Annotated in this window: 15 protein-coding genes; 8 read left to right on the forward strand and 7 right to left on the reverse strand. The window is 74.4% G+C overall.

The genetic code is table 11. The annotated features are described in order from the left end of the window. Positions 1 to 10: 10 nt before the first annotated feature. The 3 genes from ABZV78_RS11355 to ABZV78_RS11365 all read left to right on the forward strand — a co-directional run bounded on the left by ABZV78_RS11355 (position 11) and on the right by ABZV78_RS11365 (position 3,801). Positions 11 to 1,081: a zinc-dependent metalloprotease gene (locus tag ABZV78_RS11355; RefSeq protein ID WP_355637632.1), complete on the forward strand. Its 1,071-nt coding sequence runs from the start codon at positions 11 to 13 to the stop codon at positions 1,079 to 1,081. 1 nt (position 1,082) lies between these two features. Beyond that, positions 1,083 to 2,063 (forward strand): tRNA lysidine(34) synthetase TilS, encoded by a 981-nt coding sequence (gene tilS, locus ABZV78_RS11360; protein WP_355637634.1) that lies wholly within the window; start codon positions 1,083 to 1,085, stop codon positions 2,061 to 2,063. A 109-nt stretch (positions 2,064 to 2,172) separates the two neighbouring features. Further along, a complete protein-coding gene (locus tag ABZV78_RS11365) occupies positions 2,173 to 3,801 on the forward strand; it encodes a gamma-glutamyltransferase family protein (RefSeq protein WP_355637636.1) in 1,629 nt (542 codons plus the stop codon). On the opposite strand, the gene ABZV78_RS11370 is transcribed toward ABZV78_RS11365, so the two are convergent. Next, complete coding sequence (locus tag ABZV78_RS11370; RefSeq protein ID WP_355637638.1) at positions 3,802 to 4,764, reverse strand: helix-turn-helix domain-containing protein; 963 nt, start codon at positions 4,762 to 4,764, stop codon at positions 3,802 to 3,804. A 150-nt stretch (positions 4,765 to 4,914) separates the two neighbouring features. On the opposite strand from ABZV78_RS11370, the gene ABZV78_RS11375 reads away from it, so the two are divergent. The 4 genes from ABZV78_RS11375 (at position 4,915) to folE (ending at position 8,816) form a co-directional block, all read left to right on the forward strand. Continuing rightward, a complete protein-coding gene (locus ABZV78_RS11375) occupies positions 4,915 to 5,052 on the forward strand; it encodes a hypothetical protein (RefSeq protein ID WP_192579893.1) in 138 nt (45 codons plus the stop codon). A gap of 99 nt (positions 5,053 to 5,151) precedes the next feature. Further along, entirely contained in the window at positions 5,152 to 5,727 is a 576-nt protein-coding gene (gene hpt, locus ABZV78_RS11380; RefSeq protein WP_091267002.1) for a hypoxanthine phosphoribosyltransferase, read from the forward strand. A 378-nt stretch (positions 5,728 to 6,105) separates the two neighbouring features. Then, positions 6,106 to 8,115 carry an ATP-dependent zinc metalloprotease FtsH gene (gene ftsH / locus ABZV78_RS11385; protein ID WP_355637640.1) on the forward strand — a complete coding sequence of 670 codons (2,010 nt, stop codon included), beginning with the start codon at positions 6,106 to 6,108 and terminating at the stop codon, positions 8,113 to 8,115. Between the two features lie 35 nt (positions 8,116 to 8,150). Further along, positions 8,151 to 8,816 (forward strand): GTP cyclohydrolase I FolE, encoded by a 666-nt coding sequence (gene folE / locus ABZV78_RS11390; RefSeq protein WP_355637677.1) that lies wholly within the window; start codon positions 8,151 to 8,153, stop codon positions 8,814 to 8,816. A gap of 70 nt (positions 8,817 to 8,886) precedes the next feature. Here the strand turns inward: folE and ABZV78_RS11395 are convergent, their stop codons facing one another. After that, on the reverse strand, positions 8,887 to 9,567 hold the full coding sequence (locus ABZV78_RS11395) for a hypothetical protein (protein WP_355637679.1): 681 nt from the start codon (positions 9,565 to 9,567) through the stop codon (positions 8,887 to 8,889). A gap of 17 nt (positions 9,568 to 9,584) precedes the next feature. Beyond that, positions 9,585 to 12,101 carry an FtsK/SpoIIIE domain-containing protein gene (locus ABZV78_RS11400; RefSeq protein ID WP_355637642.1) on the reverse strand — a complete coding sequence of 839 codons (2,517 nt, stop codon included), beginning with the start codon at positions 12,099 to 12,101 and terminating at the stop codon, positions 9,585 to 9,587. 212 nt (positions 12,102 to 12,313) lie between these two features. On the opposite strand from ABZV78_RS11400, the gene ABZV78_RS11405 reads away from it, so the two are divergent. After that, the gene (locus tag ABZV78_RS11405; RefSeq protein ID WP_355637681.1) at positions 12,314 to 12,874 is read left to right on the forward strand and encodes a hypothetical protein; all 561 of its coding nucleotides are present in this window, start codon (positions 12,314 to 12,316) and stop codon (positions 12,872 to 12,874) included. 6 nt (positions 12,875 to 12,880) lie between these two features. Here ABZV78_RS11405 and ABZV78_RS11410 read toward each other — a convergent pair whose 3' ends face one another. The 4 genes from ABZV78_RS11410 to ABZV78_RS11425 are packed head-to-tail and all read right to left on the reverse strand — an operon-like array spanning position 12,881 to position 17,154. Continuing rightward, positions 12,881 to 13,480, reverse strand: a complete 600-nt coding sequence (locus ABZV78_RS11410; RefSeq protein ID WP_355637644.1) for a hypothetical protein — start codon at positions 13,478 to 13,480, stop codon at positions 12,881 to 12,883. Positions 13,481 to 13,493: 13 nt separating this feature from the next. Beyond that, positions 13,494 to 14,669, reverse strand: coding sequence for a M23 family metallopeptidase (locus ABZV78_RS11415; RefSeq protein WP_355637646.1), 1,176 nt, complete (start codon positions 14,667 to 14,669; stop codon positions 13,494 to 13,496). Further along, positions 14,666 to 15,226: a hypothetical protein gene (locus tag ABZV78_RS11420; protein ID WP_355637648.1), complete on the reverse strand. Its 561-nt coding sequence runs from the start codon at positions 15,224 to 15,226 to the stop codon at positions 14,666 to 14,668. The genes ABZV78_RS11415 and ABZV78_RS11420 overlap by 4 nt, the downstream gene beginning before the upstream one ends. Next, positions 15,223 to 17,154, reverse strand: a complete 1,932-nt coding sequence (locus tag ABZV78_RS11425; RefSeq protein WP_355637650.1) for an MFS transporter — start codon at positions 17,152 to 17,154, stop codon at positions 15,223 to 15,225. The genes ABZV78_RS11420 and ABZV78_RS11425 overlap by 4 nt, the downstream gene beginning before the upstream one ends. Between the last annotated feature and the right edge of the window lies 1 nt (position 17,155).

Below are 17,155 nucleotides of genomic sequence, written 5' to 3' on the forward strand. Positions count from 1 at the left end.
CGGTGGGTTCATGGCGCAGTTCGTGGACTGGGATCTGGCCGCCGCGACCGCGGGGGCGCTGGGCAAGTCGGGCCCCCGGGTGTCGTATGCCGAGGCCACCGACGTGGTGGGCGAGCTGCGCCGGCTGACCGAGGAGGCCGCCGGCCACGTCGCCGACTACACCGGCCTGCGCTCCCAGGTCACCCACCCGCCGGTGCGGGTGGTGGACCGCCGGGACTGGGCGGCGGCGAACATCACCGGTCTGCGCGAGGTGATCACCCCGCTGGTGGACCGGCTCTCCGGCGACAAGCGCCCCGGGCCGCTCACCGAGGCGATCGGGTCCCGGCTCACCGGGGTGCAGGCCGGCACCGTGCTGGCGTACCTCTCCGGGCGGGTGCTCGGCCAGTACGAGGTCTTCGCCGGTGACCCCGGCCAGCTGCTGCTGGTCGCCCCGAACATCGTCGAGGTGGAGCGGAAGCTGGGCTGCGACCCCCGCGACTTCCGGCTCTGGGTCTGCCTGCACGAGGTGACCCACCGGACCCAGTTCACCGCCGTGCCGTGGATGCGGGCGTACTTCCTCAGCGAGGTGCAGGCGTTCGTGGACGCGTCGCAGGGCGGCGAGCACCTGCTGGAGCGGCTGCGCCGCGGCGTGGCCACGCTCTCCGACGCCGTGAAGGACCCGAACAGCCGGGCCAGCGTGCTGGACATCGTGCAGACCCCGGCGCAGCGGGCCGTGCTGGACCGGCTCACCGCGCTCATGACCCTGCTGGAGGGGCACGCCGAGTTCGTCATGGACGGGGTCGGCCCGCAGGTCATTCCCAGCGTCGAGTCGATCCGGGCGGCGTTCAACCGCCGCCGCGAGTCCGGCAACCCGCTGGAGAAGGCCATCCGCCGGGTGCTCGGCATCGAGGTCAAGATGCGCCAGTACGCCGAGGGCCGCAAGTTCGTGCACGGCGTGGTGGACCGGGTCGGCATGGCCGGCTTCAACAAGATCTTCTCCTCGCCGCTCACCCTGCCCCGGCTCGACGAGCTGGGCGACCCGGACGCCTGGGTGGCCCGGGTGCACGGCGGGCCGGCGAACGTCCCCCCGGCCGCCGGCTGAGTTGGCGGCGCTCGCCCCGTCCGTCGCCGCCGTCCGGCTCGCCGTACGTCGGGCGTTGACCGGGCTGCCCGGGGCCGGACCGGTGCTGGTGGCCTGCTCCGGCGGCGCCGACTCGCTCGCCCTGGCCGCCGCCACCGCCTTCGTGGCGCCCCGCCTCGGCCGCCGGGCCGGCCTGGTGACCGTGGACCACGGCCTGCAACCCGGCTCGGCCGAGCGGGCCGAACGGGTGGCCCGGTGGGCGCGCGAGGCGGGTCTCGAGCCCGTCGAGGTGGTCCCGGTGACCGTCGCCGGCCGCCCCGGCGGCCCGGAGGCGGCTGCCCGCGAGGCCCGGTACGCCGCCCTGGTCGCCGCCGCCCACCGGCACGGCGCGGCCGGGGTGCTGCTCGGGCACACCCGCGAGGACCAGGCCGAGACGGTGCTGCTCGCGCTGGCCCGGGGCGCCGGACCGCGCGGCCTGTCCGGCATGCCGCCCCGGCGTGAGCTGGACGGCGTGCCGCTGCTGCGCCCCCTGCTCGACGTCCCCCGCGACGACACCCGGGAGGCGTGCGCCGCGCTCGGCCTCACACCCTGGGCGGACCCGCACAACGTCGACCCCGCGTACGCCCGGTCGCGGGTCCGCGCCGACGTGCTGCCGGCCCTGGTCCAGGCGCTCGGTCCCGGAGTGGTGGACAACCTGGCCCGGACCGCCCGCCTGCTGGCCGCCGACACCGCCGCGCTGGACGACTTCGCCGCCACGGCGCTCGCCGAGGTCCGGGCCGCCGAGGGCGGGCTCTCGGTCGACGGCCTGGCCGCGCTGCCGGCAGCGGTACGCACCCGGGTGCTGCACGCCTGGGCCCGGGAGCTGGGCGCCCCGCCGGCCGCCCTCTCGCACCGGCACGTGGCGGCGCTGGACGCCCTGGTCACCGACTGGCACGGACAGGGCCCCGCACACCTGCCGGGCGGCCTCCCGGTCCGCCGCCACGCCGGCCGCCTCACCACCTGACCGCCCCGGCCCCCGCGTCGAGTCGCCAGCTCACCGATGTGGCGGTGTCCGGGCGGGCGGGACGGTGGAGGGGGTCGCCGGGAGCCGCCGGAGGCGGTAGACAGGGCGCATGGCGTACCCCCGACAGCCGCTGTTGGCCCCCCACGGTGCCGTCGCGACCAGCCAGCCGCTCGCGGCGGCCGCGGGCCTGGCCGTGCTGCGGCGCGGCGGCAACGCCGTCGACGCGGCGCTGGCCACCGCGATCGCCCTGACCGTGTTGCAGCCGCCCTCGAACGACATCGGCGGCGACCTGTTCGCGATCGTCTGGGACGGCGAGCGGCTGCACGGGTTGAACGCCTCCGGCCGCTCCCCGGCGGCGCTCACCCGGGAGCTGGTGCTGGCCGCGACGGGCGGACGCGGCGCCGCGCCGGTCGACGCGCTCGGCGGGGCGCAGGGCTCGGGGCCGACCGTGCCGGCCCGGGGCTGGCTGCCGGTGACCGTGCCGGGCGCACCGGCCGGCTGGCGGGACCTGCACGAGCGGTTCGGCTCGTTGCCCTTCGCCGACCTGTTCGCCGACGCCATCGGCTACGCCGAGCACGGCTGTCCGGTGGCCCCGGGCACGGCCGCCACTTGGGCACGCGGGGTCGCCGCGCACGACGGGCTGGCCGGGGCCGAGTACGCCGAGTTCCGCCGGGTGTTCACCGTGGACGGCCGGGCGCCGCGCCCGGGGGAGTGGTGGCGCAATCCGGATGGGGCCGGCACGTTGCGGCGGATCGCGGAGAGCGGCGCGGCGGACTTCTACCGGGGGCGGATCGCGGCGGCGATCGACGACCACGCGGCCCGGACGGGGGGCTTTCTCACCGGCGACGACCTGGCCCGGCACGCCTCGGCCTGGGTCGACCCGGTCTCGGTGCGCTACCGGGGGCACGAGGTGTGGGAGTTGCCGCCCAACGGGCAGGGCATCGCCGCGCTGCTGGCGCTCCAGGTGCTCGACGGGGTGGACCTGGCCGCGCTGTCGCCGGAGGAGCGGCTGCACTGGCAGATCGAGGCGGTGAAGCTCGGCTTCGCCGACGCGCACGCCCACGTGGCCGACCCGGACCGCGCCGAGGTGCCGACGGCGGCGCTGCTCGACCCGGGCTACGCGGCGGCCCGGCGGGCGCTGGTCACCGGGCGGGCGGGCGATCCGGTGGCGGGCGACCCGGAGCGCGGCGGCACCGTCTATCTCTGCACGGCCGACGCCGGCGGCATGATGGTCAGCCTGATCCAGTCGACCTATCTGGCGTTCGGCTCGCACGTGGTGGTCCCCGGGCACGGCTTCGCGCTGCAGAACCGCGGCCTGGGCTTCCGCCTCGACCCGGACCACCCGAACGTGGTGGGGCCGGCGAAGCGGCCGTATCACACGATCATTCCGGGCTTCCTGACCCGGGACGGGGCGCCGGTCGGCCCGTTCGGGGTGATGGGCGGGCACATGCAGCCGCAGGGCCACGTGCAGCTCGTCTCGGCCACCCTCGACGCGGGGCGCGACCCGCAGACGGCCCTGGACACCCCCCGCTGGTACTGGCACGCCGGGCGCACGCTGCTGGTCGAGCCGGACCTCGACCCGGCGCTGGTCGCGGGGTTGCGGGCACGCGGCCACGAGATCACCGTCGCGGCCGAGCCGTCGGTCTTCGGCTACGGCCAGGCGATCTGGCGGTCGCCCGACGGAGGCTACGTGGCCGGGTCGGAGTCCCGGGTCGACGGCGCGATGCTGGGCTGGTGATCAGGCGTCGACCCGCTCCCGGAAGGTCGTCCGGTAGGCGTGCGGGGTGGTGCCGACCCGGCGGGTGAAGTGGTGCCGCAGCGCCGCCGCGTCACCGAACCCGGCCTGGTCGGCGACGTTCTCCACGCTCAGCCGGGTCTCCTCCAGCAGCCGCCGGGCCAGCAGCACCCGCTGGTTGGTCAGCCAGTCGTGGGGGGTGGTGCCGGTCTCGGCACGGAACCGGCGGGCGAAGGTGCGCGGCGCCATCCCGGCCCGGGCGGCCAACTCGTCCACGGTCACCGTCCGGTCCAGGTGTCCCATGAGCCACTCCAGCACCGGCTCCAGGGTGGGCGCCTCGGGCGCCTTGGGGATGGGCGCCTCGACGTACTGGGACTGGCCGCCGTCGCGGTGCGGCGGGACGACCATCCGCCGGGCCAGCCGGGTGGCCGTGGCCGAGCCGTGCTCCTGGCGGACCAGGTGCAGGCAGGCGTCGATCCCGGCGGCGGTGCCGGCGCTGGTGAGCAGCCGCCCGTCCTGCACGTAGAGCGAGTTGCAGTGCACCCGGGCCGCCGGGAACCGCTCCTGGAGATCGTCGACGTGCCGCCAGTGGGTGGTGCAGTCGCGCCCGTCGAGCAGGCCCGCCTCGCCGAGCACGAACGCGCCGGAGCAGACGCTGAGCAGCCAGGCGCCCCGGTCGGCGGCCCGGCGCAGCGCGGCCAGCACCGGCTCGGGGACCGGCGTGGTGCCGTCGCCGTGGGCGGGCACGGCCACCAGGTCGGCGTCCTCGACCGCGGTCAGGTCGGCGGTCGGGGTGAGCAGGAACCCGGAGCGGCTGCGGACCGGCCCTCCGTCGGCGGTGCAGACGTCGAACCGGTAGCCGGGGAAGCCGTCGGCCGTGCGGTCGGTGCCGAACACCTCGGCGACGACACCGAGTTCGAACGCGGCGACCTCTTCGAGGGCGATGACGGCGACGGTGCGAAGCATGTGACGAGGGTAACCCGACAGGTGGCAGGAAATCGAGGCCCACTGGCATTCCTGCCACTGTCCGAAGGGTACGGCGGGTCGCAAACTTGATGGTGTCCGGTGCGCACCGGCGGCGAAAACCACATCAACCACGCGAAAGTGAGCGCCGCCATGACCGTTCTGCTGCTCCTGCTCTTCCTGCTCCTCCTCGTGGGCGCCAGCGCCTTCGGGCTGACCGCCGACACCCGGGACTCGGCCGACTGGAAGCCGACCGACGACGGGCGGCGCTGGCGCTCCCGCACCTGCTGAGGTGATTTGCTCCATCTGCGCCGTTAATCCCCGGCGGGACCGCGCCAAAAGGGGCGGCCCCGCCGACGGAGGCCATCCGGCGTACGGCAGGCTAGGAGCATGGCTGACGGCTCCTGGTACGACGCCGACATCGACCACGTGATCATCTCTGAGGCGCAGATCCGCGAGAAGACCGCGGAACTGGCCAAGCAGGTCTCGGCGGACTACGCCCACGTCGAGGACGGTCTCCTGCTCGTCTGCGTGCTCAAGGGCGCGGTCATGTTCATGGCCGACTTCGCCCGCGCGCTGGGCCGCCAGGGCCCGCCCGCCGAGCTGGAGTTCATGGCCGTCTCCTCGTACGGCCAGGGCACCACCTCCTCCGGGGTGGTGCGGATCCTCAAGGACCTGGACCGCGACATCGCCGGCCGGCACGTGGTGGTCGTCGAGGACATCGTCGACTCCGGCCTGACCCTCTCCTGGCTGCTGCGCTACCTGGAGTCGCGCTCCGCGGCGAGCGTCGAGGTGGTCGCCCTGTTCCGCAAGCCGGACGCGGTCAAGGTGCCGGTGCCGGTGAAGTACGTCGGCTTCGACATCCCGACCGAGTTCGTGGTCGGCTACGGCCTCGACTTCGGCGAGCGCTACCGCGAGGTGCCCTACGTGGGTGTGCTCAAGCCCGAGGTCTACGCCCGGGCCTGACCCCGGCGCCCCGCCGGTCGTCAGCCGACATTCAGCGGGCTCTCAGCCTTCCGGTCTACGGTAGGGGCCGGTGACGTGGAGGCACCCTCCACGCCCGACCCCTCGAACCGCGTGACCGGGCGTTCGGGTGGCCGGGTGGGGAGCTCCCCGCCACGCCGGCTCAAACCCGGGTTCGCCGTACGCGTAAGTGCCGGGCTCGCAAGCTCACATCTGGCACGAACGGTGTACCGTCGAATGACCGCGGCGCAGCAGTTGGGGCGCCTCGGGGTCGGGGCCGGCCCGCACGGCGGCTACGGCCGCCGCCCGACGCGGCGACACCATTCAGACGGTCAGGACGTCGATCAGGAGGATGCGGGCGTCTCGATGCCCGACAACAGCATGGAACGTACGCGTTTCTTCCGCCGACCGGTGGTCTGGATCATCCTGGTCATCCTCGGCGCCGTTGTGCTCAGTCAACTTTTCACGGCTGGCCCCAGCTACCACCGCGTGGACACGTCGGTGGCGCTCGACCAGCTCCACACCGCAAAGATCAACAAGGCGGTCTTCCAGGACAAGGAGCAGACGCTCCAGCTCGACCTGGCCACGAAGACGAAGTTCGGCGACACCACCACCGACCGGATCGAGGCCCAGTTCCCCTACGAGGTGGGCAGCCAGGTCTGGAACGACGTTCTCAAGGCCAAGTCGGAGAACCGGATCACCGGCCCGGCCGACACCAAGGTCTCCTCGGACAGCATCTGGGTGAGCCTGCTGGTCAACCTGCTGCCCATCGCGCTGCTCGTGCTCCTGCTGCTGTTCTTCATGTCGCAGATGCAGGGCGGCGGCTCGCGGGTGCTCAACTTCGGCAAGTCCAAGGCGAAGATGATCACCAAGGACACGCCGAAGACCACCTTCGCGGACGTGGCCGGGGCGGACGAGGCCGTCGAGGAACTGCACGAGATCAAGGACTTCCTGCAGAACCCGGCGAAGTACCAGGCCCTCGGCGCCAAGATCCCCAAGGGCGTGCTGCTCTTCGGCCCGCCCGGCACCGGTAAGACCCTGCTGGCCCGCGCGGTCGCCGGCGAGGCCGGCGTGCCGTTCTACTCCATCTCCGGCTCCGACTTCGTGGAGATGTTCGTCGGTGTCGGCGCCAGCCGGGTCCGCGACCTCTTCGAGCAGGCCAAGTCGAACGCGCCGGCGATCGTCTTCGTCGACGAGATCGACGCGGTCGGCCGGCACCGCGGCGCCGGCATGGGCGGCGGCCACGACGAGCGGGAGCAGACCCTCAACCAGCTGCTGGTCGAGATGGACGGCTTCGACACCAAGGGCGGGGTCATCCTGATCGCCGCCACCAACCGGCCCGACATCCTCGACCCGGCGCTGCTGCGCCCGGGCCGCTTCGACCGGCAGATCCCGGTCGACGCCCCCGACATGGAGGGCCGCAAGGCCATCCTGCGGGTGCACGCCAAGGGCAAGCCGTTCACGCCCGACGTCGACCTCGACTCGGTCGCCCGGCGGACCCCCGGCTTCAGCGGCGCCGACCTGGCCAACGTGATCAACGAGTCCGCGCTGCTCACCGCCCGCAAGGACCAGCGGGCGATCACCAACGACTCCCTGGAGGAGTCGATCGACCGGGTGATCGCCGGTCCGCAGCGGCGGACCCGGGTGATGAGCGACCAGGAGAAGAAGATCACCGCGTACCACGAGGGTGGGCACGCGCTGGTCGCCTGGGCGCTGCCGCACGCCGCGCCGGTGCACAAGGTGACCATCCTGTCCCGGGGCCGGTCGCTGGGCCACACCCTGGTCCTGCCGACCGAGGACAAGTACACCCAGACCCGGGCCGAGATGATCGACACCCTGGCGTACGCGCTGGGTGGCCGGGCCGCCGAGGAGCTGGTCTTCCACGAGCCCACCACCGGCGCCGGCAACGACATCGAGAAGGCCACCCAGCTGGCCCGCGCGATGATCACCCAGTACGGCATGAGCTCCAAGCTCGGCGCGATCAAGTACGGCACCAGCGGCGACGAGCCGTTCCTCGGCCGCAACATGGGCCACGAGCGGGACTACTCGGACGCGGTGGCCGCCGAGATCGACGGCGAGATGCGGGCACTGATCGAGCTGGCGCACGACGAGGCCTGGGAGATCCTGGTGGAATACCGGGACGTCCTGGACAACATCGTGCTCGAGCTGATGGAGAAGGAGACCCTCTCCACGGCCGACATGGCCCGGATCTGCGCCCGGGTGGCGAAGCGCCCGCCGATGGCTCCCTACCACGGCTTCGGCAAGCGTCAGCCCTCCACCGAGCCGCCCGTGCTCACCCCGGCCGAGAAGGACGCCCTGAAGGCGCAGGCGCAGGCCGACGGTGCCTCGGTCGGCGGGTCCCCCTCGAGCAACTCGGACGGTACCCACTGAGCAGCGACCCGACGGCCAGCTCCCACGACCGGGAGCTGGCCGTCTCCGCTACCGAGCCCGACGGGGACGACGCGCTCGACTACGTCGCCGCGCGCCTGATCAGCGGCAAGCTGACCGGCCGGCCCGTGGAGGAGAGCGTCGACCTGGCCCGCATCGAGAAGGCGGTCCGGGAGATCCTGGTCGCCGTCGGTGAGGACCCGGACCGGGACGGCCTCCAGCAGACGCCGGCCCGGGTCGCCCGCGCGTACGCCGAGCTCTTCGCCGGCCTGCGGGTCGACCCGGCGCAGGTGCTCAGCACCACCTTCGAGGCCAACCACGAGGAGCTCGTGCTCGTCCGGGACATCGATGTGATGAGCCTCTGCGAGCACCACCTGCTGCCGTTCCGGGGCAGCGCGCACATCGGCTACATCCCCGGGCCGGACGGCCGGATCACCGGCCTGTCCAAGCTGGCCCGGCTGGTCGAGGTGTTCGCCCGGCGCCCCCAGGTGCAGGAGCGGCTCACCTCGCAGATCGCCGACCTGCTGATGGCCAAGCTGGCGCCGCGCGGCGTCGTGGTGGTGCTCGAGTGCGAGCACATGTGCATGGCGATGCGTGGCATCCAGAAGTCCGGGGCCAAGACCATCACCTCGGCCGTCCGGGGCACCCTCCAGCACGACGCCAAGTCGCGGGCCGAGGCGATGTCGCTGATCATCCCGCGCTGACCACATCGGTAACAGGGCCCTTCCCCCAGGAAGGGCCCTGTGCCGTGTCCGGGGTCGGCCGTTTCCCGGCTCAGCCGGAGAGCATGGCCAGCAGCAGGCCGGCCGTGGTCAGCACCGCTGGGACCAGGCAGACCAGCGCGCCGAAGCGGGGCGTCCGGTCCACCCGGTCCTCCGGGCGCGGCCGGAACAGCCGACCCACCGCGAGCCAGCCCAGCATGAAGGCGACCGCCGGCAGCGGCAGCCCCACCACCAGCGCGAGCACGCTCACCGGGCCGGTGCCGGTAGCCAGGAAGAGCACGAGCTGGACCAGCGGCACCAGCAGCGCCAGCGGCCCGTAGACCAGCAGGTTGCGGGGCCGCGCCGGCCAGCGGGCCAGCCGGGGCAGGCCGCGCGCGGCGAGGCTGTCGTCCGCCGAGTCCGCCCAGCCACGGGCGGTCCGCAGGGCGGTCAGCACGGCCGCCGGTCCGGCCGCCATCGGTCGGGCCGCCTCGGTCACCTCGGGGGGCGTCGGCAGCAGCGAGATCGCCGGCACGCCCAGCTCCCGCAGCCGCGACTGCTGCGGGGCGAGCCGTTCGCGGACCGCGGTCAGCTCCTCCCGGGCCGCCGCCACCGACCGGGCCTGCTCGCTCGCGGCGGTCGCCGCGGCCCGGCGTACGCCGTCGAGCTGGCGGGCGGCGGCCACGTAGTCCGCCCAGGCCGCCCCGGCCGGATCCACGTCGACCGTCGGGCCGCCGGACCGGGGCGCGGGCACCGCCGTGCCGGTCTCGCTCAAGGTGCCTCCTCCTGGCCGAACGGGACCAGCACCGTGCCCTGCTCGCCGGGGCCGTCCCAGAGCACCGCCCGGCCCGGGCGGGGTCGCCAGAGCACCGGCCGGTCGAAGAGCTGCTCCAGCCGGCCGCCGGGCACGTCGGTGACCACCACGGCGGTGAGCTTGTCCACCTCGCCCTCCGGGCCGAGCAGCCCGGCCAGCGGCGCCACCGTGCGCCACCAGCCGAGCAGGTGCCGGCCGGCGGGCGGCCCCTCCAGCAGCAGCGCGCGCAACAGGTCGGGCGGCAGCTCGGTCGCGTCCGGCACGTCCAACCCGAACACCACGAGATAGCCCGGCTCGTCCGCCACCATCGCCGCCCGCAGCCCGGTCACGTCGACGATCTCCACCCGGTGCCGCCCGGCCAGCTCGGCGGCGAGCACGCCGGCCGGCTCGGCCGACCCGTTGGCCAGCGGCGCCAGCAGGAACCGCCCCGCGCCGGGATGCGCCGCCGCCGCGCTGCGGACGGCCGTGACCAGCAGCCGCTCGGCCTCCTCGTCCCGGCCCAGCACGGCCAGGTTCCGACCGGCGGCCGGACCGAGCGGTACGGCCACCGTGGAGCGCCGGACGTCCACCGCCCGACCGAGCAGCGCGGCCGGCGCGTGCGCCCGGCCGGCCAGCGCGGCCCGGTGCCGCGGGTCGTTGGCGAGCAGCGGGCGGGCGAACCCGGCGAAGACCACCGGCGGGGTGGCCCCCTCGGGCCGGGCCGACCAGAGCCGGTGCCGCAGGTCGGCGAGGACCGCCGGATCCTCGTGCGGGTCGGGGAACCGGATCATCCGCTCGTGGCCCCGGGTCGCGCCGCGCGGGCCGCCCAGCCCGCCGGCGGTGTTCACCACCGCGCTGCCCACCGGCAGGCCGGCCGCCGCGTCGTTGGTCGGCTCCAGCACGGCGGCGCCGCCCGGCAGCGCCACCCGGACCGGGAACTGGCCGAGCAGCGGGTCGCGCGGGCCGCCGATGCCGAGGTCGCCCTCGCCGGCCAGGACCAGATGGATCCCGTACGAGCGGGCGGCGCGGGACAGCCCGTCCAGCCGGGCCAGCAGGTCGGCGGCGAGCCGGTCCCGCTCGCGTAGCAGGAGCGGGAAGTTGTCGATCACGCAGACGATCCGGGGCAGCGACTGGTGCTGGCGCAGCTCGGCGTAGCGCTGCCCGCCGGCCCGCCGGGCCGCCTCCTCCCGGCGGCGCAGTTCGGCCTCCAACTCGCCGAGCAGGTCCGCCACGTACTCGCGGTCGGCGGCCATTCCGGCGGCCCGGACCTGCGGCACCCAGGACCGGTCGCGCTCGGTCTGGAGGAACTCCACGAAGGACTCGCCGTCGGCCAGGTCGGCCAGATAGAGGACCAGCTCGTCCGGGCCGTAGCGGGCGGCCAGGCCGAAGAGCGCGTCGGTGAGGAACGCCGACCGCCCGGCCTGCGAGCGGCCGCTGACCAGCCAGTGCGGGGTCAGCTCGGTGAAGCCCAGGCTGACCGGCCGGCCGGCGGCGTCACCGACCGTCGTGGTGAGCCCGTCGACCGAACTCTCCGCCCAGAGCTCGCCCTGCGGCAGCAGGTCGCCGAGGGCGAGGCGGGAGCCGTCCTCGATCTGCCGCACCAACCGCCGGCACACCCCGGCGACCAGTTCCCCGGGCGGATCCTCGTCGAGGAAGACCGGGGAGTTCAGCCCGCCCGGCGGTTCGGCCCCGGGGCTGCTGAACCCGGCGGCGGGCGGGTCACCCACCAGCGCGTACGCGGTGCGCACCGCGAGCGGGGTGGCCTGCGGCAGTGGTGCCTCGGCGGGCCAGCCGGCCACCACCAGGTGCAGCCCGGCCCGGGGACCCTGGGCGGCCAGCTCGGCGAGCCGGTCGAGATCGGACGGTGTGGCCCCCTCCGGCAGGGCGGCCACCACCAGCAGCAGCGTGCGGTCGTGCCCGCGCTGGCGGGCGGTGGCAGCGGCCACCCACTGCTCGGCCTCGGCCAGAACCGCCCGGAGCCCGGCCAGGTCGGTGGCGGGCGGCGGCAGCAGGCCGGCGTCGGCGAGCGCCGCGTAACCGGCGAAGGTGGCGTCCGGGCCGCCGTCGACCGCGCGGGCCAGCAGGGCGCCGGCCGGGCTGGCCGCGAACAGCCGCAGCACCAGCGCCCGGAGCAGCCCGGCCACCCGCGGGTCACCCGCGTCGGCGTCGACACTCAGATGTCCACTGCCGAGCAGCGGCACCAGCGTTGGGAACCGGGCGTCGTCCAGCGGCGCGGCGGTGCCGACCCGGACGAAGGCGGGCGGGCCGTCCCCGGGTGGAGTCGTCGGGGCCAGCGTCTCCAGCGGGTCGCCGGCCCAACCCGGCGCGGCGAGCGTCGCCGCGGCCCGGAGCCGCTCGGCCAGCTCGTACTGCCGGTGGTGGTCGGCGGGCGCGGGCCGGATCTCGTCGAGGATCCCGGCCGCCGCGGTCGCGGTGGCCTCGGCCCTGCGGTGCAGCGCGGCGGCCCGGCCGGCGCGCGCCTTCGGACTCGCCACCCGTCCACCTCTCTTCCCGAGGCCGACATGTCCTCCCCGGCTGTGACGGTATCCCAGCCGGGGGCCGTCCTCCGGGATGTCGGTCGGCGCGGTGCCCGGTCCGGCGGTGAGCAGCCTCACCCGCCGGGCGGCCCCGGCGGTTCGCCACGATCCGCCAGTTCTGAGGCATTGGGTACGCGGCGCGCAGCCGATAGCCTCAGGAGGTGGAATCAGTGCAGCCCCCCGCCGGTTCCCAGGTCTCCCGCGTACCGGCGCAGCGGACCCCGCCCGAGCAGTTGGCGCCGCCCGCGCCCGCTCCGGCGCCGGTACGCCCGAAGCGGCGGCTGCGGACCGTTCTCGCCGTGGTCGCCGGGGTGCTGGCGCTGCTCTGTGCCGGTGGCGGTGTCGTCGGCTTCGTGCTGTACGACCGGGCCACCGCCCCCGACCGCAGCGCGCCCGACGTGGTGGTGGACAACTACCTCCGGGCGTTGCTGGTGGACCGCAACGACACGAAGGCGCAGGAGTTCGCCTGCACGTCCGGCACCGATCTCGACGCGGTCCGCGCTCTCCGCGCAGAAGTGGAGCAGCGCGAGGCCAACTTCAATGTCGTGGTTCGGGTCTCCTGGGGACCGCTCAACAGGGCGAAGAGCGACGACGGTGAGTCGGTGACGACCACGTTGACCATCTCCGGCTCGGCGGACGGGCAGATCCGCAGTAGCCGTCGCGAGGACTGGCAGTTCCGCGTAGTGGAGCGGGACGGCTGGCGTGTCTGCGGCGGCAGCAAGGTCAGCTGACCTGGCTCACTCCAGCCAGAGAAGGTGCACCGGTACCTCCATGGTGGTCGGTGCCTGGCCGCGCCAGGCCCAGCGGTACCACTCCAGCTCCGGTGCCACCCGCACGCAGATGTCCCCGTCCGCGCCGGAGTAGGTCTCGGTGACCGCGCGCAGGTCGCGGTGCTCGGTCGCGCCGCTCACGTGCACCACCCGCCGGCCGGTGACCGAGTCGGCCTCGAAGACCGGGGTGGGCGGGCGCCGGGTCGGGGCGTCGAGCGAGACCAGGCGGATGCCCGACTCGGGCGGGCCAACACTCGACCGCCGCTCACCCACGGTCTCCACCCAGACGCGCTCCATCGGCACCAGCGGCGCGAAGACCTCCACCTGCTCGGACTCGGCGCGGTACCACTCGTGCTCCGGGATGACCGGCACGTAGGTCCGGCTGCCCTGCACCACCCGCTCGTCGGCGCGCAGGTCACCACGCCAACCGAGGCCGGGCAGGCCGACCAGCACGCGGCGGCCGCGCAACTCGATCCGGCCGGTGGCCGGGACGATCTCGACCGGGCGGGGTGGCAGCGGTGCCCAGTCGGGCCGGTCCGCGAAGGGGTCGGGCAGCGGGTTGCTCATCTGTCGGTGCGCCTCACGCGGTCCCGTCCACCGGGGCGCCCCGCTCGCGCATGAACGGCACCGGGTTGACGGCACCCCGGCTGGACCGGTCGCTGTCCACGTGCACCTCGAAGTGCAGGTGCGGGCCGGAGGAGTTGCCGCTGCTCCCGGAGAGCCCGATCAGCTGGCCCGCCTCCACCATCTGCCCCGGCACGACCTTCGGTCGGTGGACCATGTGGCAGTACCGGGTGATGTAGCCGCCGGCGTGCAGGATGTCCACGAACCAGCCGCAGCCGCCCTTGTCGGGCCAGCCGTCGCGGTCGCAGTCCCGCCGGCCGGAGTGGTCGGGATCGCAGCGGGCCACCAGCACCCGGCCGGCGGATGCGGCGTGGATCGGGGTCTCCTTGTCGGCGGCGAGGTCGACCCCGTTGTGGCTGGGCCGCTCGGTGGTGCGGAAGCCGGAGACCACGCCGCCGGGCAGCGGCGCGGTCCAGCCGGAGGCGGCGATCCGGGTCCCGGCGGCGGCGTCGCAGACCGCCTTGCCGGCGATCTCGACGGTCCGGGCGGCCCCGCCGGCGAGCGCATCCACGATCCGGCCGGCCACGTCCTCGTGCTTGGCGTAGGCGTCCGGGAAGGCGCTGACCTGCACCCGCTGCGCCACCACGGTCAGCGGCCGCTGCTGCCAGCTCCGCACCTTGATCATCTTCTCGTAGAACTTCCGGGCCGCGTACGACGGGGTCATCCGCTGCTGGACGCTGCCCCACCCCGGCCGCTGCTGGAACAGGCCCAGCGAGTCGTGGTCTGCGCCGACGCCCTCGTGCGGCAGGGCCAGCGAGGCCGGCACGGTGCTGTTGGCCAGGTTGCGCAGCGCGGACTCCTGCATCGCGGTGGACAGCGCGATCACCCAGCCGCGGGCGGGCACCTTCATGTCCTGGCCGACCTTGATGATGACGGCGGCGTTGCGAAGCTGGTCGTCGCCGTAGTCGGTGAAGCGTGGCATGTCCCCGGTGAGGTCGACCTGGTAGGCCGGGTCACAGTTCAGGCCAGCGAGCACGCCGTCCTTCTGGTCGCCGCCGAGCTCGGTGAGGAGGAACGCGCCCGCGCCACCGACGCAGCAGAGCAGGGTGAGCACCGTGGTGACCGCGGTGACCAGCACGCCAACCCGCAGCTTGCGGCGGACCGGCGCGGCGACGCCGGACGCGGCGCTCACTGCCGCTCCCAGTCGACCGCGTCCACCAGCCACAAACCGTCCGTAGCCACCAGTTCCAGCCGGAGCCGCCCGTCGTCGAGCGGCACCAGCGCCTCCACGAAGGACTCCGTCCGGGGCCGGAGGGTCACCGCGCCGGTCATCCGGTGGGCGGGCACGGTCTCCGGGTCCGCGCCGGTCATCTTCTCGATGAGCGCGGGCGTGGAGAGCGGCCGCAGGCGCGAAAGCCACGCCTCGCCGCTGCTGCCCGGGCCGGTCAGCCAGGCGGTGGTGAACCGGCTCGCCGTCTGCTCCGGGGTGGCCTCGCCCGGTCGGGTCTTCGGGGAGACCGCCGCCGGCGGACTCGACAGCACCCCGTCGTCACCGGCGTGCGGGTCCACCGTGCTGATCGGCTGGCTCGGGCGGGTGCTCAGGCCGGTGGTCGAGTCGACCGGGCCGGAGACCAGCCGGGCCGCGCCGATCACGCCGAAGACCAGGACGGCGATCGCCAGCGCGACGCCGAGCCGGGACCGCAGTACCCGAGTGACCAGGAATTCCAGCGCCCGCCGCACCGGTCTCACCGTGCCTCGGAGCGGACCCGCGGCGCCGGCTTCGGTGCCGGAGCGCGGTCGGCCGAGTCCGGCCGGTAGACGGCGTACGAGGGCGCTTCCTCGGGCGGCACGTCGGGTCCGGTCCAGTTTGCCGGCGAGCGGCGTGGCCGGGGTGCGGCGGCGCGGCTCGACCGCCGCTCGGCCGGCGGGGCCTCCTCGGGCTGCTCCCGCCCGTCGGGCCGCTCCCGTTCGACCACCGTGACGGTGTGCGCCGGGTCCTCGTGCCGGGCCTCCGGCCGGAGGCTGCGCTGGTCGGCCGTCACGGCGCGCCGTCGGCCCATGGCCGGCTCGGCGGTGCCACCCGGCTCGGCCACGTCGAGGCGGGCCGCGACCCGCATGTCCCGGAAGAACCGCCGGTGCCAGGAGCCAGCCGAGCTGACCGCCTCGCTGCTGTCCTTGCCGCCGAGTTGCGTGATCCGCCGGTAGGGGCGGAGCAGCAGCCAGCCCACCACGCCGCAGAGCCAGACCAGCACCACCTGGAGCCAGCCGGGCAGGGTGGGGGTGTTCATGATGAGATCCACCGCGAACAGGTAGATGGCCGCGCCGGTGCCGAAGATGGCGATGTTGAACACCGCGGCGACGACGGCGTTCGCCAGCCGCCGAAGCCCGGCGCTGGCCGGGCGCATCAGCCCGACCGTGCCCAGGATCGGCGCGGCGATCACCGCCCAGCGGAAGATCAGGAAGCCGAGCAGCACCAGCAGCGAGGCGGTCAGGTCGAACATGGCGAAAAGCAGGGAGGCCAGCACCGCGATGAAGCCGGCGCCGATCCGGTCCATGTCCCGGACGCCCTGGAGGTACTCGTACGCCTCCGGGTCCTCCGACTTGATCTGCTCGGCCACCCGGGCCCACTGCTGCTGCTTGGCCTTGATGGTGGCCTCGCGCGTCGCCGGGTTCTGCCGGAGCTTCTCGGCCTCCTCCCAGGAGAGGGACTTGGCGTCGTAGAGGGCCGGGCCGTACTTCTTGGCGGTTTCGCTGTCGGCCGAGCCGAGCACACCGCGCAGCCAGTTCCGGTAGAGCATCGTCTCGGTCGCGGTATCGCTGGCGCGCACGGCCGGGGGCCGGTGGTCCTTGCACGCCGCCGGGTTCGGGTCGTCGCACTGGCCCGGCGGCGTGTCCTTGGATGCCGGGCCGACGGCGTCGTGCACCACGCCCAGGGTGGTGATCAGGGTGTTGTCGGCGATGTTCGCCGACTTGACCGGCCAGGCGGCCAGGGCGGTCACCGCCACCATCACGAGGATCGCCCAGCCGGCCGTGGTCATGGCGTTGCTCATGTCCGACTGGCGCGACCGCCAGAGCAGGTAGAGGCCGACCACGCAGATGGTGATGATGCCGAAGACGCTGAACACCTTCTGGTAGACGGCCTTGGTGGCCTGCTCCACCAGCGGGTCCGCCCAGCGCCACATCGTCCGCGGGTCCCAGGCGCGCTCGCGCAGCGCGTTGGACGCCCCGATAATCGCGTTGGCGAACATGAACTCGCCGTTCGCCACCATTGTGGTGAACCGGTAGTCCGGATGCAGCACCGAGGAGGCGCAGCCGCCGTCGACGTCGTACGTCGTGTAGCTGTACCCGGCGTAGCCGTAGTCGCTGTAGAGGCCCTTGGGGCCGGGCTGCTTGGCGGAGTCGGGGCGGGAGGCGAACCAGCCGGCCAGGCCCGAGTCCGGCGCGCCGGGCACCGGCGCGTTGCGGCACTCGACCTGGTCCTCGCTGACCGCCTTGAGCTTGGCCACGCAGGCGCGGAAGTCGGTCTGCCACTCCTTGGTGCTGCACAGCTCGGCCCGGGCCTGGGCGGCCGGCGCGGCGGCGTACGCGGGTGTCGCCCCGACCAGCGGCCAGCCGATGGTGGCCCCGGCCAGTACGCCGAGCGCGAGGAGGAGCGCCGCGATCCGTGCCCGGGCCATG

Origin of the sequence: Micromonospora sp. NPDC004540, from assembly GCF_040610095.1 — a bacterium.
In the GTDB taxonomy this organism is placed as follows: domain Bacteria; phylum Actinomycetota; class Actinomycetes; order Mycobacteriales; family Micromonosporaceae; genus Micromonospora.

What these genes read in the sequence shown, in the direction of transcription:
- ABZV78_RS11425 (WP_355637650.1), bottom strand. Translation starts at nt 17,154, where the DNA reads ATGGCCCGGGCACGGATCGCGGCGCTCCTCCTCGCGCTCGGCGTACTG.
- hpt (WP_091267002.1), top strand. Translation starts at nt 5,152, where the DNA reads ATGGCTGACGGCTCCTGGTACGACGCCGACATCGACCACGTGATCATC.
- ABZV78_RS11355 (WP_355637632.1), top strand. Translation starts at nt 11, where the DNA reads ATGGCGCAGTTCGTGGACTGGGATCTGGCCGCCGCGACCGCGGGGGCG.
- ABZV78_RS11410 (WP_355637644.1), bottom strand. Translation starts at nt 13,480, where the DNA reads ATGAGCAACCCGCTGCCCGACCCCTTCGCGGACCGGCCCGACTGGGCA.
- ftsH (WP_355637640.1), top strand. Translation starts at nt 6,106, where the DNA reads ATGGAACGTACGCGTTTCTTCCGCCGACCGGTGGTCTGGATCATCCTG.
- ABZV78_RS11370 (WP_355637638.1), bottom strand. Translation starts at nt 4,764, where the DNA reads ATGCTTCGCACCGTCGCCGTCATCGCCCTCGAAGAGGTCGCCGCGTTC.
- ABZV78_RS11375 (WP_192579893.1), top strand. Translation starts at nt 4,915, where the DNA reads ATGACCGTTCTGCTGCTCCTGCTCTTCCTGCTCCTCCTCGTGGGCGCC.
- ABZV78_RS11365 (WP_355637636.1), top strand. Translation starts at nt 2,173, where the DNA reads ATGGCGTACCCCCGACAGCCGCTGTTGGCCCCCCACGGTGCCGTCGCG.